17 protein-coding genes and 2 pseudogenes are annotated in these 16,645 nt (G+C 41.6%); 7 read left to right on the forward strand and 12 right to left on the reverse strand.

Going from position 1 to position 16,645, the window contains the following annotated elements; all coding sequences use genetic code 11:
• Positions 1-54: 54 nt before the first annotated feature.
• Positions 55-330, reverse strand: coding sequence for a DUF2642 domain-containing protein (locus tag MBEAL2_RS26585; protein WP_047155237.1), 276 nt, complete (start codon positions 328-330; stop codon positions 55-57).
• Between the two features lie 925 nt (positions 331-1,255).
• Positions 1,256-2,424 (reverse strand): annotated as a pseudogene (locus MBEAL2_RS26595) (IS256 family transposase).
• A 683-nt stretch (positions 2,425-3,107) separates the two neighbouring features.
• Between MBEAL2_RS26595 and lysA the strand changes: the two are divergent.
• Complete coding sequence (lysA, locus tag MBEAL2_RS26600) at positions 3,108-4,466, forward strand: diaminopimelate decarboxylase (protein WP_047155239.1); 1,359 nt, start codon at positions 3,108-3,110, stop codon at positions 4,464-4,466.
• Between the two features lie 383 nt (positions 4,467-4,849).
• Here lysA and MBEAL2_RS26605 read toward each other — a convergent pair whose 3' ends face one another.
• Entirely contained in the window at positions 4,850-5,431 is a 582-nt protein-coding gene (locus MBEAL2_RS26605) for a hypothetical protein (protein WP_052948046.1), read from the reverse strand.
• 225 nt (positions 5,432-5,656) lie between these two features.
• On the opposite strand from MBEAL2_RS26605, the gene MBEAL2_RS32095 reads away from it, so the two are divergent.
• Complete coding sequence (locus MBEAL2_RS32095) at positions 5,657-5,815, forward strand: hypothetical protein (protein WP_161798307.1); 159 nt, start codon at positions 5,657-5,659, stop codon at positions 5,813-5,815.
• 343 nt (positions 5,816-6,158) lie between these two features.
• On the opposite strand, the gene MBEAL2_RS26610 is transcribed toward MBEAL2_RS32095, so the two are convergent.
• Positions 6,159-6,716: a YkoP family protein gene (locus MBEAL2_RS26610; protein ID WP_052948047.1), complete on the reverse strand. Its 558-nt coding sequence runs from the start codon at positions 6,714-6,716 to the stop codon at positions 6,159-6,161.
• 109 nt (positions 6,717-6,825) lie between these two features.
• On the opposite strand from MBEAL2_RS26610, the gene MBEAL2_RS26615 reads away from it, so the two are divergent.
• Positions 6,826-7,926 carry an MGDG synthase family glycosyltransferase gene (locus MBEAL2_RS26615; RefSeq protein ID WP_047155241.1) on the forward strand — a complete coding sequence of 367 codons (1,101 nt, stop codon included), beginning with the start codon at positions 6,826-6,828 and terminating at the stop codon, positions 7,924-7,926.
• A gap of 37 nt (positions 7,927-7,963) precedes the next feature.
• Here the strand turns inward: MBEAL2_RS26615 and MBEAL2_RS26620 are convergent, their stop codons facing one another.
• Positions 7,964-8,791, reverse strand: coding sequence for a metallophosphoesterase (locus MBEAL2_RS26620; RefSeq protein ID WP_047155242.1), 828 nt, complete (start codon positions 8,789-8,791; stop codon positions 7,964-7,966).
• Between the two features lie 240 nt (positions 8,792-9,031).
• On the opposite strand from MBEAL2_RS26620, the gene MBEAL2_RS33325 reads away from it, so the two are divergent.
• The 3 genes from MBEAL2_RS33325 to MBEAL2_RS26630 all read left to right on the forward strand — a co-directional run bounded on the left by MBEAL2_RS33325 (position 9,032) and on the right by MBEAL2_RS26630 (position 11,267).
• Positions 9,032-9,550: an alkaline phosphatase family protein gene (locus MBEAL2_RS33325; RefSeq protein ID WP_236693030.1), complete on the forward strand. Its 519-nt coding sequence runs from the start codon at positions 9,032-9,034 to the stop codon at positions 9,548-9,550.
• Positions 9,551-9,670: 120 nt separating this feature from the next.
• Positions 9,671-10,468 (forward strand): hypothetical protein, encoded by a 798-nt coding sequence (locus tag MBEAL2_RS33330; protein WP_236693031.1) that lies wholly within the window; start codon positions 9,671-9,673, stop codon positions 10,466-10,468.
• A gap of 40 nt (positions 10,469-10,508) precedes the next feature.
• Positions 10,509-11,267 (forward strand): endonuclease/exonuclease/phosphatase family protein, encoded by a 759-nt coding sequence (locus tag MBEAL2_RS26630; protein WP_047155243.1) that lies wholly within the window; start codon positions 10,509-10,511, stop codon positions 11,265-11,267.
• 82 nt (positions 11,268-11,349) lie between these two features.
• Here the strand turns inward: MBEAL2_RS26630 and MBEAL2_RS26635 are convergent, their stop codons facing one another.
• The 7 genes from MBEAL2_RS26635 to MBEAL2_RS26665 form a co-directional block, all read right to left on the reverse strand.
• Positions 11,350-11,985, reverse strand: coding sequence for a TVP38/TMEM64 family protein (locus MBEAL2_RS26635; RefSeq protein ID WP_047155244.1), 636 nt, complete (start codon positions 11,983-11,985; stop codon positions 11,350-11,352).
• 145 nt (positions 11,986-12,130) lie between these two features.
• On the reverse strand, positions 12,131-12,988 hold the full coding sequence (locus MBEAL2_RS26640; RefSeq protein ID WP_047155245.1) for a DUF421 domain-containing protein: 858 nt from the start codon (positions 12,986-12,988) through the stop codon (positions 12,131-12,133).
• A 63-nt stretch (positions 12,989-13,051) separates the two neighbouring features.
• Positions 13,052-13,258 (reverse strand): DUF1657 domain-containing protein, encoded by a 207-nt coding sequence (locus tag MBEAL2_RS26645; protein ID WP_047155246.1) that lies wholly within the window; start codon positions 13,256-13,258, stop codon positions 13,052-13,054.
• 30 nt (positions 13,259-13,288) lie between these two features.
• Positions 13,289-13,642 (reverse strand): stage V sporulation protein AE, encoded by a 354-nt coding sequence (gene spoVAE / locus MBEAL2_RS26650; protein WP_047155247.1) that lies wholly within the window; start codon positions 13,640-13,642, stop codon positions 13,289-13,291.
• Positions 13,643-13,654: 12 nt separating this feature from the next.
• Positions 13,655-14,662: a stage V sporulation protein AD gene (spoVAD, locus tag MBEAL2_RS26655; RefSeq protein ID WP_047155248.1), complete on the reverse strand. Its 1,008-nt coding sequence runs from the start codon at positions 14,660-14,662 to the stop codon at positions 13,655-13,657.
• A 2-nt stretch (positions 14,663-14,664) separates the two neighbouring features.
• A complete protein-coding gene (gene spoVAC, locus MBEAL2_RS26660; RefSeq protein WP_047155249.1) occupies positions 14,665-15,105 on the reverse strand; it encodes a stage V sporulation protein AC in 441 nt (146 codons plus the stop codon).
• A 649-nt stretch (positions 15,106-15,754) separates the two neighbouring features.
• Positions 15,755-15,934, reverse strand: coding sequence for a hypothetical protein (locus MBEAL2_RS26665; protein ID WP_047155250.1), 180 nt, complete (start codon positions 15,932-15,934; stop codon positions 15,755-15,757).
• A 175-nt stretch (positions 15,935-16,109) separates the two neighbouring features.
• On the opposite strand from MBEAL2_RS26665, the pseudogene MBEAL2_RS34450 reads away from it, so the two are divergent.
• A pseudogene (locus MBEAL2_RS34450) lies at positions 16,110-16,645 on the forward strand (IS91 family transposase); the annotation flags it as partial.

Consider the following 16,645-nt stretch of genomic DNA (forward strand, 5'->3'; position numbering starts at 1 on the left):
TGCTTTCTATAAAGCACACCCGTAGGTTGTTTTTACTTATGTCTTTTCTACGTTTTAATTAATATAAATAATCCCCTCAAGCCTAATTTGATAATGTTCTCCCTCATTTGAGACTAAAATATGATCGGGGAAAACCTCCTCTAATGTTCCTTTAATGATTTCAACGGGAGTCGCAACGGAGATTTCCCTTCCCCTTCGTTGTTGCAAATGATTCAAAAGCTGTTTCGTGAATGTCACAGTATTCCTGGAACTGGATTCCCTTCTTTCGGGCTCGAATTCAATCTGGTTTGATACAGGATAAATATAATATGGATAAGGTGGATACTTCATGTTTACCTCCTTAATTTTTAGCCATGATAGATATATATGCAGAAGGGAGGAGGATGACCTGGGACAAATGCCCAAATTGCTTATGTATTCTTTTATCATTTTGGACGCTATTCATTGTAACATCCAAAAATATTTAATAAGCCCAATGGACAAACGCCTATACAACTTTTTCATCCTCCGCATATGTTTAATGTTGTAATGAAGAAATTCATTGGGAGGAAAGGGAATACGCGAATTAAGACATCATTTGAAGAAAGCCGAGCTATACGGATTATTAATGAGAAAGTACGAGTATGTGGACCCGGCTTTGCATACGCACTGTTACCAAAAGCATTTTTATCATACCCAAGAGGTTGATCGGTTATATAGGATGAAGCATTATTGGGGTACTCATCCTGAAGCTGCTTATCCTACAGGTACGTATCCTGGAGGTGCTTACCCAACAGGTACTTATTCAGATCCTATGGGTTCAGGTTGGGAAGGTTCAGGTTATACTTCTTGATCTTATTTTTATCCAAAATTAATAATTCTTACTAAACCGGGCGAGTAATCACCCGACTCTTACCATTATCATTCATACGAACAAGCGATGATAATGACCAAGAGGATGAAGAGAACAGGAATGACATCAATCTATCGTCTTAATACCAATAATTCCTGATAATTGTCAGATTGTAAACTAAAGTAGCTATCCTTGTTCTAACAAAGATACCTACTTTAGTCTGATATTTAAAATTGGTAGCGTGAAGAATTTTTGTAAGTGAGTAGGGCATCCACCGGAGGTGGATACAAAAGCAGAATCAACCTCCTTGGAAACCAAGAAAAAATACAGAAGGTTCAGTCAAGGGCGAGCTAAAAAAGTGAGGGCATACCGAACCCTTGACGGGTTCTTCCGTTTTTTCACAATGCAGAAAGGGTGTTGATTCTAGACTCCATATCTTTGTTTGAATTTATCCTGCAAGGCTGTATGGGCGGCAGCGAATCCCTTTAGTTTATGGGCCTGCCATCGTTCCTGTAAGTCTTGTATGGTTAGGTAGACGATTTTCTCTGCTGCTTTCAGACTGGATAGGCTATTCATCGCTTTTAGACGTTTGCGGATTTCTTTGTTGGTTCGTTCGATCCAGTTCGTTGTATAAATCACACTGCGATGGCAGATGGATACGAGAGAAACGTAAGGAGAGCGGGCAAGTCCTGCCCCCAGGAAGCCACTTCCCTTGGGTACTTCTTTGCCCATTTTTCCTGGAACACCTGAAACTGCGTAAGAGCAGCTTCTTGAGTAGAAGAGCCATAAATCACCTTCAGGTCCTCCGCCACTTCATATTGATCGTTCTTTCGAACCTTGTTCAACGTATTCCGCACTTTGTGAACCACACAGCGCTGCACATCCGCTTTGGGATAGACGTCAAGAAACGCCTCTTCGAGGCCTGCCAGCCCGTCGAATACACCGAGCAGGACTTCCTGAAGGCCGCGTTTGTACAAATCAAGCAGGAGCTCACGCCAACCCGATGCGCTTTCCTGCCCACCCACATAGAAGCCAAGGATATCCCGGTAGCCGTCTTCCGTAACACCAAGGACAAGGTAAATGACTTCCTTGCCTACGGTATCCCGGCGAAGGCGGATGTAAAGCCCGTCCAGATAGAGGACAGAATAACGCTTGGCCAGAGGGCGCTTCTGCCACTTCTCAATATCTTCAACCGTGGCGTCTGTAATGTTGCTAATCGTGGCTGGAGAATAAGAGGAGCCCACCATACGTTCGATGAATTTGCCCACTTCTCTTGTGCTCATCCCGCTCTGATACATCTTAATAATGGCTTCCTCCAGCCATCCATCCCGGCGTTGATACGAAGCAAAAAGCCCGGTTTGAAACGCGCCCTCCCGGTCGCGGGGAACCGAAAGGTTCTCAATCTTTCCGTAGCGTGTGTCCAGGGAACGCTGGTAATAACCGTTTCGACTGTCTGAAAGATCAGGGTGTTCTACCTGCAGGAAGTTTGTGAGCTCTTCCCGCATAATCAGCTCAAGCTTTTCCTTCACAAAGTTTCGTAAAAGATTTTCCAATTGATTTGTCAGGTCGGAATTCGATATACTACATGACATAAGTAGGGTCATCTCCTCTCTTTTATGGAATCTGGACAATTCCGAGGATACCCTACTTTTTTATTGCCTGTAAGACACCAAATCTTGGTAAAATTCCTTTACACAAAATATTTTACGTCATCATGTATGTATTTTTATTGGAAACTGCAACTTTATAAGTACATCCTTTAATCACACTCCGGAGTGGTTTTTTCCATTAAAAGACTTACTGTTACACTCCTATCGGATTATTAACTGGAAACTAATGTTTTTACTAACATTCATAAGAGAGTTTATATTAAGTAATGAATTAATCAACAGGATAAAAAAGAAACCCACTATAAATTGGCTCCCATACTCTAAGCTAACATACGGATATTCAACATCTGGAAAAGTGCAAAGTTTTATAACATAAAGTTAGTATTGAGTGTCAAATATATTGATTATCGACGATCCGAAGCCAAAAAGGGAAATGTCTTTAGGCAACAGATTGTTGGGCTCATGTTCTGGAAGTAAAATAGTTATTTGTGGAGGGACATTAGTCCAGGCAATTATTAGGTTGATGTCTTAGTATATTGGGTGGGAGTAATAAGAATTAAAGCCAGTGGGTTGGGCTAAACTTGTTATTTTTCAAGAAGATTTACCAATAATCATTTTACCCAATCCTTTTAATTAAAACCTTGAATAGAAAGGGGGAATCGTGTTTGTTTTTACACGGAACATCTACGGTTAATAAGCGAGGCCATTTAGAAATAGGGGGTTGTGACACCCTTGATTTGGTTCAAAAGTTCGGCACTCCTTTATTTGTCTACGATGAGAAATTAATTCGGCAAAAGTGTCGAAATTACATTCAGGTTTTCAAAGAGACGGGGTACCCGTTTCGTGTAGCTTATGCCAGTAAAGCATTTTGTACTATGAAGGTATGTAAGATTATTGAAGAAGAAAATATGTGTTTGGATGTTGTTTCTGCAGGGGAATTATTTACAGCTTTAGCTGCAGGATTTCCTGCTGAGCGCATCCATTTTCATGGTAATAATAAAACGAGGCAAGAAATTCAAATGGCATTAGAGGCCAATATAGGTTGTTTCGTAGTAGACAATTTCTATGAGTTAACTATGCTAGCCGATTTAGCCCGGAAATACGGAAAAACGGCCCATATTCTTTTACGGGTTAGTCCGGGAGTAGAATGCCACACCCACCAATACATGGTCACAGGACAACAGGATTCTAAATTTGGATTTGACATAAAAAGCGGTCAAGCTTATAAGGCAGTCAGTGAAGCTTTACAGCTTTCCTCTCTTCATCTTCTTGGCGTGCATTCTCATATCGGTTCACAAATTTTTGAAACGAGAGGATTTGAAGCTGCAATCGAATGTCTTGCTGAATTTTTGGCGCAACTCCAAGATAAATTGTCATTCACAGCCCAAGTTTTAAATGTTGGTGGGGGATTTGGCATACGTTATCATGCTGAAGATATACCGCCAACAGAAGAAGCCTATATAAAAGTGATTACTGATTCTGTCCATCGTTCATTTACGAAAAGAGCGTACCCAATTCCTGAAATTTGGATTGAGCCAGGACGTAGTATTGTTGGAGAAGCTGGAACCACGCTTTATACTGTCGGCTCTATGAAAGAGGTAGAGGGTATTCGCAAATATGTGTCGGTAGATGGAGGAATGACAGATAATCTTCGTCCGGCATTATATCAAGCAAAGTACGAGGCTGTACTAGCTAACCGAATAAATGAAAAGCCGGAAGAAATGGTCTCAATAGCAGGAAAGTGTTGTGAAAGTGGAGATATGCTCATCTGGAATATCCAGTTACCTAAAGTAAACCATGGAGATATTTTAGCTGTTTCATGTACAGGTGCATACGGGTACGCCATGGCTAATAATTATAACCGTATTCCAAGACCTGCTGTTGTATTTGTAAGGAATGGGCAAGCAGAACTCATCGTGAAACGCGAAACCTACAAAGACTTAATAACTAATGAGTATATTCCTGAAACTGTGAATACACTTAAAAATCACAGCTACATGGCTGAAAGAATATTGGGTATTTAGTTTCAACCCAGTAAATTCCAGGCTTTACGCCTGGCTAACCTCTGCGTTAAAGTCGCCATTCCGTCGCATAATTTTATGTAGTAAATTGAATTTTACAGGACGTACTCATTTCTTACCCATTAAACCGCTCATTAGTTAATCACTCTAATCCTATGTTCTTCGAACAACAGTACTGCTTAAACTATACGGTAATCAGACTACATTAAAACGTGGTCAAACGCACTGTAGGCGTATGGATGGGGGAGTTATGTTGAACCCGATTTGGTTAAAGGATGATGCGGATGTAATACAATGAGTTGTTTATAGGATACGTAGGAGCAGAAGGTGGGCGGTGGACTGCTTTTACACTTATAATAATCGATTCCTGTTAACGTTCTAATGGATTAATTTTTTCCAGATGTGTTTTCTACAGATTCTGCTATTTCAATTAGAACCTTGGTTGGTACTTTCTCTTCCATTCGTTTATCAATTGATAACATATATTGCCAACCGTTTTTTTCAAACACCAGTACATTAACACCCTTGTCACCACCATGTCTAGTAATGGTTAAATATACCGCTTCCCTTTCATCTTTAAGTTTATACGTACCACTAACTCCATTTTTGCTATGGAAATTCATTTTATGTTCAATCGGTTTTACTGTAATCATGTAATGAATGGTCAGGTCCTTCTCATTGAGATAGTGAACCTCAAGACCATCAATTTTTTTACCATACATGTTAGTAAACCTTCCGAAACGGTGGGTAAATTTCACAGGTGGTAATTTAGCTGGCAATTGAAGTTCTCTGTGCAAATTGTTTTCACATTCCTTTACCGCGTCTTCGACTGATTTGTAACCGTGTTTAAGATAAAAGGCCTCAAAAGGACCATGCTGGTTATTTGACGGATTTTCCCCACCGGATCCATAGACCACATTTATATTTAAAATACCGATAAGCAAACAAATTGAAAGCAATCTCTTCATAAGAAAAACACCATCCGCCTACAATTTTATAGATAGTTTCTCCAAGATGTCTTAAAAAATTTAAAGAGTATATTTTTTGGTTAACAGTATTTGTTGAGCTAATCTGTGCATTAGCTGAATAACTATACCTTAATCAGCACGCTTGAAGGGGAGGTCGCAACTTTCTTAGAATTTATTACGGAAAAACAAGAAATACTGGAAATACAGCAGGATAGGAGGGGTTACATGTATCATGTCATGATCTCTGAAAATAACGTGATTGTCTGTAAGGACGGGCGGGTGGATGAACATAAAAAAGCCGGATATAAGTTATATTCTGGGAGCAGTTCTGAAAAGACTGCACTGGACATGGCGAAACGTTTATCAGAAGAAAAATTCATGTAGGAGCTTTCAGTAGTGTAAGGGGTAGTTGGATTAGCTTAAAATAGGGGGGCAAACGCAGTCCTGACGCGGAATTAAGGTGCTTTGAAAAATGTTATAAATGCATACAAATCGCGAAATTTTCAGCTGCAGCTTTCAGATAAACGCCCCCTCCGAATTTTTTTGAATCACAATATACACAAGAGATGGTGATTATGGGATAGCGGCAGCCTTCGTTCATTCCTGCGTTGTGACTTTCGATAATTTATCACTTGCCGAGCCCCGTTTCCGCATTCTATACACATAGTTAGAATGATGACTAGGTCGTGATACTATACAGAACCCTAAATTTAACAAAGTATAGTGGTTACGCATCCTTTAAATACCTGCTTAACAATTGTTCTTTTGACATAATAAGAAACTTGGGAACCAGGTTTTTCTCTTTCCATGGTTGCTGCTTATTCAAATGACATAAGATAAATAATGGTTTCAGACCGATCTGTTTCACGCTTTTGTAATGCGGATTCTCAATCTCCTTCACTTCAAACCCAAGCCGGCTGACACCTCGATGCAGAAAAGTAATTCCAATGATGCCTTTAATGGTATTGTTTTGTGGGTGATTAGAGATAAAATGGCCGAGACTCGGCATCGACTCTTCGACCCGTTTGTAAACATACAGAGCCCGCTTTGTGTCATTTTCTATATTTATCATTTCATTCATCAACAAACAGTTATGCAAATGGATTTTAAGCAGGATATCCCCTGTCTGAATGGAGGCCCCATTCGAAAGGAAAAGATTTCTTCCGCGATATCTCAGAAGTTTTACACGAAAGACATTTTTTTCTTCTTCATTTACATACTGCAGCCGGGAACAATAAAAATAAATCTGGTCCACCAGTGACCAAGCCTTCAAGATTGCACTCAACCTGCCTATCCCCCTTCACTAAATTGCTGCACATCCACGTTTTTCTGCATATTTAGTAATGCGTACTGAAGAAGACAACTATGTACAGCACAGGAGGATCCCAGCAGGTATGCAAAAAGTTCTTTTTTTACCACTTCTGCAAATGGCTTCAGGGCATCATCAGGTCGCCGACGCTCTCATCTATTCGCTGGAAAAAAGAGCGCCGGAAATATCGTGTAGAAAAGTCGAATTTCTAAGCTATGTAAATCAATGGATGGAAAAAGCGGTCACAGAGTTATATCTAAAATGGATTTATTACGCACCGCAGCTATATAAACAAGTGTACAAGCATTTTGCCTGTAAAACAGGATATGTAAGCAATTCTCATCTACAGTGGTATGAAAAGTTGTTTGAGAAAAAAATGGAGCAGCTGCTAAAAGAGGAAGAACCCGACTTAATTATTTGTACACACGCTTTTCCCTCTTTTTTAGTCAGCAGGCTGAAAGAAAAAAGGAAAATATTCACTCCTGTTATCAATGTTTATACAGATTTTTTCATTAATAACGTTTGGGGCCGTAACGGAATTGATTATCACTTTGTTCCTTCAGTCCCACTAAAAGATGAACTGATAAGTAAACTTAAAATTGCTGGAGAACAAATTATTGTAACCGGAATTCCGGTGGATGAATGCTTTGAGGAGACAAAAGGGCATAAAAAATTCGTACCCCCTTATACGATTTTGATATCCGGAGGCAGTAACGGATTGGGCAATATCCCGCTCATTTTACAAAATCTGAAGCACGCGACGCATTTCCGCATTATTGTTCTCTGCGGTAAGAATGAAAAACTGATTCATGAAGTTGCTTCCTGGGGAGTTGAACATATTCAACCCATCCCTTTTGTTTCCTCAAGAGAGGAAATGAATAAGTGGTACGAACAGGCAGATGCGGTGATTACCAAACCGGGAGGAATAACGATAAGTGAAGCGCTATGCAAAAAGCTGCCCATTTTTATTCATTCAGCCTTACCTGGTCAGGAAGAGATAAATCTTCGTTACCTTGTATCACAAAAATTGGCACACCGGATTGATTTTGCTTTATCGTGTGAAAAGCAGTTGTTTAATGTTTTAAACGACGAAGAACAGCGTAATGACTGGCATCATCACCTTCATACGTACAACAGAAGCAGGGAAGCAGCAGCCTGGAAAAAAGTCCTTGAAATCCTTAAATAAGAAAAGGCTTCTAAACAACACAATTGTTTAGAAGCCTTTAACTGACCTGCGCCACTTGTTTATTCTCTTTTCCTTTCAGTGTATGAAAAGTGATTTCAGGCCGGCAGCCGGTGCGAATATTAATCCCGGTTTGTCCTAACCCTTCGCTAATATAGAACGGCTTTCCGTTCTGATAATGGAGTCCTTTAATGATATTCATACGAGCTAATTTTCCCATCTTCACGAGATGGTATGGCTTTGGCCAATGGATTTGCCCACCGTGAAAATGTCCGGAGAGAAGATAATCAAATGGGGTCTCGTTCATCTCAAGCACCGCATTTGGATCATGGGTTAACACGAGATTAACTCCCTCGTTAATTCCCTTATATGAACGGGTGAAATCGCTTCGACGGGTGCTGAAATCATCGATACCGATGATATTAACCACGGTGTCGCCGACATGCAGCGTCTTATTCTCATTTTGCATCACGATGCAGCCATGGCTTTCCAGCGTTTTGCGAAAAAAATCAAGGCTGCTTTTACGCAGTAAATAATCATGATTACCAAAAACCACGTAGATACCGTAAGGAACATGAATCCTCTTTAGAGCCTCGATATATTCCATAAACGGCTGGATGTTTCTTTCTCGTTCCAATTGATCTCCCGTTAAAGCAATCAGATCAATTTTTAAATCTTTTATCTTATCATAAAGAGCCTCAGAAGTAATCGACAGATTCTCCATGTGCATATCAGAAAGGTGAAGAATGTTTAACTCTTTTCCAAAGGGTAAATGAACCTCAACTTCTACTGTTTTCACAGCAACGTCGAACGTATTGCGGTGTGCGAAAAATAAAGCGAGCAAAAAAATGGCTGCAAAAACAATCATTTTGTGTCCCCCTTTCTAAAGCAAATAAAGCCATCCATTATGATACAGGGGATACTGATTTATGTAAATGATGAAATAATGGATTGTAATCCTTTTAACAGGTAACGATATAAGTTTGAATGAAAAGCAGGATTTAATCCCATGCTAAGTCAAAAAGGTACTTCTATGCCAAAAAAAGGATGATTATATTCAATAGAACCATATCGTCGGCCTGTCCTTCTTCTTTGTATTGATTCCCTCATGCATCTGCCCTTACAGGAAGCCATTCGGAAGGGACGCGCGCCAGCTCTACGCTTTTTTATGGAACGCGGGCAATATATTCCGGATGTTGTGAGTTCATTTCCTACCATGTCTGTCACTGTTGATAGTTCCCTCTTAACCGGAACCTATCCGGATCGCCACCGAGTACCTGGACTTGTTTGGTATGACGAAACGGAAAAACGTATAGTGAATTATGGAAATGGAAAACGGGAGTTACTTAAAATTGGCATCAAACAGATACTGCTGGACAATCTATACAGGTTAAACAATGAGCATCTTAGTCAGGATGTCCAAATGATTCACGAAGAACTCGCCTTTCATAAAATACCGTCGGGGTCCATTAACGGTCTAATATACCACGGAAGCTTTCTTCAGCCATTCAACGTTCCAAAGCTCACCGTATGGCTTAAACTTCTTCCCGAAAAACTACGAACGCATGGACCCCTTTTGTTTTCATTCGGAGTACTTGCGTGTTTGTATTCGGAAAACAGGTACTGATATCTCTGGCAAAGGGGTGGGTTTAACGACAAATTTTCCGCCCAAGAACTGAAATACCTAATTCAGCAGCAAAAACTCCCGCTCTTCACGATTGTGTATTTTCCTGATAACGATCACAACGTGCATAAAAACGGGCCAATGGCTATCAGCGGGATCGAAAAACTAGACCGGCAGCTGCAGGAAATACTTGGTGCATATGCCTCTTGGGAAGAGGCGTTACATCGTGCGGTTTGGGTGGTGATGGGAGACAGCGGTCAAGCGCCAATTGGACCAAGCCGTAGTCAGGCACTGATTTACTTGCGGTCGTTACTTAGCAGGTACAGAATCTCCAAACTGGGAAAACGAATAGAGAAAAATGACCAGCTTTTCGTATGTGTGAATGAAAGAATGACCTATATTTATGCCCTGTACGATAACCTCCCGCTTTTTGAAGTGGCTGCCTACCTGCAGGGAGATAAGCGCATTGGTGTCATCGCCTGGAAAGAAGACGATAGAATTCAAGTAAGAGGAGGGGGAAAAGAAAGTGCGTTGGCCTTTCGCCCGAATGGTCCGTATCAAGACCATTACCGGCAAACCTGGAGGTTAAACGGAGATGCATCGCTTTTGGATATTCAGATTACGGGAGAGGATATTGAATACAATGACTATCCGGATGTCCTGGTCCGCCTATATGGCGCTCTATATTCTCATCCTGGGCGCTTTCTTGTCATTACGGCCAAACCGGGCTGTGAATTTGTCGGCGAGAGTTCACCCACACATCTGAATGGAGCCGGACACGGTGCCGCTTCACAAGGAGGACTCTTTGGTGCCCATGATTATTGCAGGAACAGAAACAGTTCCAAAGCATTTCCGGGTCGTCGACATAAAAGAGTGGGTACTTCAGTTAATTCAATAAGTTGGAAAAGCTTATACTATTAGCAATCGGTATGGGAAAATAAAGTTTTGCAGGGAAGTAGCTATGCAAAAGACAGTAATTGGAGGGAAGGGCTTGGAAATAAACGTAATGACGTTTAATATCCACCATGGGAGGGGAACCGATCGAAAACTGAATTTAGAGAGAATCGCCAAAGTGATTCAAGAAAGTAAGGCGGACCTCGTCAGTTTAAATGAGGTAGATAGACATTTTTCAAAAAGAAGTGATTATATTGACCAGGTATCCTGGTTAGCAAAATATCTGGAAATGAATCATGCTTTTGGGGAGGCCTATACATTACAATCAAAAGATTCCACAGTGCTTCGCCAATATGGAAATGCCTTTTTGTCGCGTTATCCAATCGTATTAGAAAAGAATCATCTTTTAACTTTTAACAGATTTACAGAAAATCGTTCCTTGTTGGAAATCGGTGTACAACTTCCTAAACAGTTGTTTAAAGTATACGTCACCCATCTTAATCTTAATCCATTCATTCATAAGAAACAAACTAATTTTATCGTGGGAAAAATTGAAGAGGATTCTCAGCCTGTCGTCATTATGGGAGATTGGAATATGAAACCAGAAGTGAAAGCATGGAAAAAAATGACCAGACATTTTATTGATGTTTGTTATGCCGCAGGCAAAGGAACATATTGTACATTTCCCTCATTTCGACCTAAATTACAGCTGGACTACATATTTGTTAGCCCCGATATACATGTTGCTTCTGTAGAAGTTGTTGAAATAAATTCATCAGCATCCGATCACTTACTATTAAAAACAACACTGCTTTTTAACAGGTAGCTGCTTTTTACATAACCAAGATTACCGAACACTCTTCTTATCTGAGGTTTGTGCCTAACCTCGTTCAATCATGTTGTATCTTCTACTTTATGGCCACCTTTTTCTTTGCCCTCAACCACCATCGGTAGAACAAAAGAACAACAAGAATAAATTCTAAGTAGATCGCAAGACCAAGCACAAACGTTTGAACAGAAGTAAACAATTGATTTCCTAGGTAGGCATAAACGAACATTGAAGGAATGTAGCCAATGGCGGTGGCAAGAAAAAAAGTTTTAAAGGACATCGAACTTAGCACGGAATAAATGTGAACGACCATTGGGGGGATGATATGAATAATGCGAGCGATGAATACTGAAAAAAAGGCATTTCGAGCTATCATTTCATTAAACTTATTTAAGCGTTTAAAGCGATTTGCATATTGTTGTAGATTATTCACGGATAAATAACGTACCAAAACAAAAATGATGACCACGGCACCTACCGAGCCAAACCAATTGATGATACTGCCAAGCAAAATGCCATATTTCGCTCCCATCGTACCAGCAAAAACGGTAAATGGAATCATGGGAATTAAGCCAAAAAGAATCGAAAGAAAAAACATGAAAGGAAGGTGTGAGACATCACTTTCATGAAGCCAATGTAATAAAAAATCTCGAAAATAAAAGGCTGTAATAAGAACAATTCCATAAATGATGGCAAGAAATACTCCTTTTTTCATCTGTTGAAAACTCTCTCCTTCAACACTGGGATAAAAAAAGTTGGATTTTTAAATGGGCAGGTTTTGAATGGAGTATCCAACTTGTTTCCTATTTATAGTTTTCCGCTGTGTCGACTGAAATTTTGCGTTCCAAGCCTTTCTCCTTTTATCTAAGAAAAGGAGAAACGGCTTGGAGTATGGCTGCTGTATCCTGCGATGCTTTTTCATATAATTTTTTCGTTTCTGTCGTTTGGGTGGAAAGGGCAAACAGTTCAAGGTCGGCCTGGCATTTTTTTAGTGTTGCCTGGAGCAGTTGCTGCTGTGTTGGAGGCGCTACCGTTATTTTGTCATCGTATAAATCCAGGGTGAGCTGCCCGTAGGAATCCACCTGGCCGAGAAAAACATTATCAAGGGTAACCCCGATTTTTTCCAGTTCCGTATTCAGCCATTGAACGTTAAACCCCGCTGTTGCGAGGGGCTCCAGCATCACTTTTCCATCCATAATGACCGCTTGCGATTCCCTTTCGGGGGCTGCCTTAATCTTTAAGTCTTTTAGTGTCACAGGCTGCGCGTCCCTTTTTTTCATGACACTCAGCTGTCCGTTGGTCTCCAGAACCGCAAACTCAACGTCGGCCACTTTGAATACGTTCTTTAAACGCAGCTCTTCAAGCAGTTCGTCTGTTGTATAGTTCTCCTTTTTCAGGTTATCTTCCATGATTTTTCCGTTCTTGATAAAGACGGTCCCTTTTCCTTCGGAAATTCCGCGGGCGGTCCTGCTTTTTACGGAGATATACTCAATCAATAAAGGGATGGTTGACCACACAAGCAGGCTAGCGTACCCGTGGACCAGGTTGCCCTCCAGGTCGGTTGAGATAAAAGCGACGATGCTTCCCAGGGTAATCCCCGCTATGTATTCAAAAAAGGTGAGCTGGGCCAGCTGCTTTTTTCCCATTAACCTTGTGATAACAAAGAGGGCTATAAGAGCAAAAAAGGAGCGCAGTATCACTTGAAATGTATCTGCCATTTTATTCACCTCATCTCATATGAAGTAAGGTGAGCACGGACACTCACCTTACAAGAGAAAATTCTAGAAGCCCTTGTATTGCGGCTCTTCCTGCTCCAACTGCTGGATACGCGGCTCCAAAGCCTCGATGATGTTTTGCGTCTTCTGTGCGTTTTCTGAGAAAACTTGCTTCGCATCCTGATTTTGCGTGCTAAGAGCGAATGTTTCCAGGCTCGCCTGTGCACTTTTCAAGCTGGCAAGCACGGTCTTTACCTGCATCGATACGGTCATCTGTCTCACCTCCACAAAGGGTAGTATGTGCTATGAACGCGGTTTAAACACAAGGGCGCCTAAAAAGCCGAAAATAATCGCAGCGGAAATACCGGCACTTGTTACTTCAAAAATACCGGTAATAATGCCGACAATGCCATCCCTTTCCATCTCCTGCAGGGCTCCCTGCGTCAGGGAATTTCCGAAGCTGGTGATAGGAACGGTTGCACCTGCTCCGGCGAATTTGATGAGCGGTTCATACCAGCCCAGCCCGGCAAGAATGGAGCCTATCACGACCAGAGTAGCCATGGTGTGTCCCGGCGTGAGTTTGCCTACATCCATTAAAAGCTGACCTACTACACAAATAAGCCCCCCAACAACAAACGCCCAAATAAATGTACTCATTGTTTTGACCTCCTATACGGTACTTTCGATTGCAACGGCATGGGCGATACAAGGAATGCTCTCTTTTTGCTGGAAGGTGAGTGGGGAAAGAAGCGCACCGGTAGCAATCACGAGGATTCGTTGCCATTCCCCTTTGCGCAGCCGATTGAGCAGGTGACCGTATGTTACAGTTGCACAGCACGCGCAGCCGCTCCCGCCCGCAAATAATTTTTGCTCTTTGCTGTAAATGAGCAGGCCGCAATCGGTAAAGGATTGTTCCGGGATCACAAAGCCGTGCTTTTTTAGCAGGTCAGCCGCAATCTGGTGTCCAACCTTGCCAAGATCTCCGGTCACAATGAGATCATAATGATCGGGTCCAATGTTTAAATCTCGAAAGTGCGCCCCGATTGTATCTACGGCAGCAGGCGCCATCGCCGCACCCATATTGAAGGGGTCAGAAAGCCCCATATCGACAATCCGCCCAATCGTCGCTGCGGTTACTCGAGGGCCGTTTCCACTAGCGCCTACAATCGCAACGCCCGCTCCGGTTACGGTCCAGTGGGCCGTAGCTGGCTTTTGAGAACCATATTCATTTGGATAACGGAACTGCTTTTCAGCCGTAAGATTGTGGCTGGAGGTTCCCGCCAGTACATAATTGGCTGCCTGGCTATCAATGATTAGAGAGGCGAGGGCAAGCCCCTCCATTGATGTAGAGCAGGCGCCAAAAATTCCAAGGTAGGGAACGCCTACTGTACGCGCAGAAAAACTGCTGGGTGTTATCTGGTTAATTAAATCGCCCGCGAGCATAAAATTTATGCTGCCTTTTTGTATGTTCGCTTTTTCAATGGCTTTGTCACACGCTTCTTCGAGCATGACTTTCTCGGCCTTTTCCAGGCTTTTCTGTGCTAGCCAGTGATCTTCATGAAGAATATCAAAATCTTCAGCCAGTGGCCCCTTTGCTTCATCTGGTCCGCCGACTGCGGCGGAAGATATAATAACAGGTTGGTTGGGAAATACCCAGGTTTGATGTCCTTTCAGCAAGCTTACACACCTCCAAGCACTGAAATAGTCCATTTTATAAGAGCGACAAAGAAAGCGGATACAACACCAAAAACAATAACCGAACCGGCAAGCTTGAACATATTCCCGCCTACACCGAGCACATAGCCTTCGGTTTTGTGTTCAATGGCGGCTGAGGCGATGGAATTGGCAAACCCGGTAACAGGGACAGCGGTGCCGCCCCCGGCAAACTGGGCAATTTTGTCGTATACCCCAAGCCCGGTGAGAAGAACGGAAGTGAAGATAAGGACCGCCACGGTTGGATTTCCGGCTGCCTTCTGTGAGAAATGGAAAACATTCATAAAAAACGTCTGAATAAACTGGCCGATTAGGCAAATAAATCCGCCAACAAAAAAAGCAAGGATGACGTTCCTGAAAATCGGTCTTGCAGGTTCACGCTGTTTTGCGAAACTTTGATACTCGATTTGGGTGGGGGTTAGTTTTTTTCTTTTTTGCTTTACTTGGCATCGCTTTCTCCTTTACGTAAATAGAATCATCTTTGTATATTTTGCTGAAAAAAAGTCGTTTCATACGAAGGGGAGAAGGACATAAAAAAGACAGCAGATTTATTTTCCGCTGTTTGTAGGCTATCGATAAAGTTTGGGCACCTTGGAGCTTTATTATAGGAGCTTTTTTATTAACATCCAAATCAAACTTGAAGAATACCGGATAAATGATAAATATTTTGCGTATTCATGAATAAAATTGTTAGGAAGATATCCAGGGTATCTCCTTTTTCCTCGCCATGATAGGCGAGTTTTTTTGTGCGCTTGCTAGCCGTACCACACTAACCGGGGTTAGGAGGCGAATGTGCTGATGGCCGGAAACATTTAGGGGAAGGACGATGTGCATCGTCTTATGTCAGTGAAGGCTACATAGTGTAATTCCCACCGGAATAATCCAGTGGGAAAAGGAGTAATGAGAAAGAAGAGACTAGTTTCCTTCCCTGCTACTTATAATGACCATTGATTACATTTTTAAACATAAGAATTACAAATAACTAACAAATTCAATGTGAATCTGAAAATAATAAATAAATCCCCTGCTAAATTCCAGGGGATTTAAAAAAACGTTTTATCGTTGCGCTTTCTCTGCTGCATTTGTTGAAGCTGTAGCCTGAGCTTGTTGATTTGTCTGTGAAGGTGCATTTTGAGATTGTGAAGTTGTACTTTGAGCTTGTTGACTTATCTCTGAAGGTGCGCTTTGAGATTGTGGAGCTGTATTTACTCCTTGTTGAGGTTGTTGGTTCGGCATAAAAGATACCACTCCCATCATTGGATTTGTGCTTTAAATCACTTTTTTAGTATGGGTAAGTGGCTTTTCATTTATTTGTCGTATAAGAAAGTATATGTTGCTTTAAAGCGATAAAGCAGCTTGAGGTGGGGACCGATAGGTCCCTTTCTCTTTGAATTTATTGTAAAATGAGAAGATGGAGACAAATATTTTGAAGCATATCTTTTTCGATGAGCATCAGCATTGGGACCGATTTGTTGAAAAGCACGGAAACCGCGTGCGTGCCAATGTGATAAAAGAAGTCGATAAATTTCGGACATGTGGTACATATGAGAACGGCTTTAAACTCTTTGTATGCGAAGGGTGCCATGATGTCCGAAAGATAGCCTTCCGTTGTAAGGGGAGATTCTGTACGAGTTGCTCTAATGGAGAAACCGAAGAGTGGGGGCGCCTCATGGCGGAAGATATGCTTCAAGTAAGCCACCGACATGTGATTTTTACGATAGATGAAGGATTGAGAAATATCTTTTTTTAGCATCGTGAGATGCTGAAACCTTTCATGGATGAAGCAGTGAAACTCATACAGGAATGGTTCAAAAAGAAATGTAAAGTGGTACCCGGCATTATTGCTGGTTTACATACGTTTGGCTCTCGCATTAATTTCAATCCCCATATTCATATGCTGGTTACCATGGGAGGGATGAAAAAAGATGGAGAATGGAAGGTGTATGA

This window comes from Aneurinibacillus tyrosinisolvens, assembly GCF_001015055.1.
In the GTDB taxonomy this organism is placed as follows: domain Bacteria; phylum Bacillota; class Bacilli; order Aneurinibacillales; family Aneurinibacillaceae; genus Aneurinibacillus_A; species Aneurinibacillus_A tyrosinisolvens.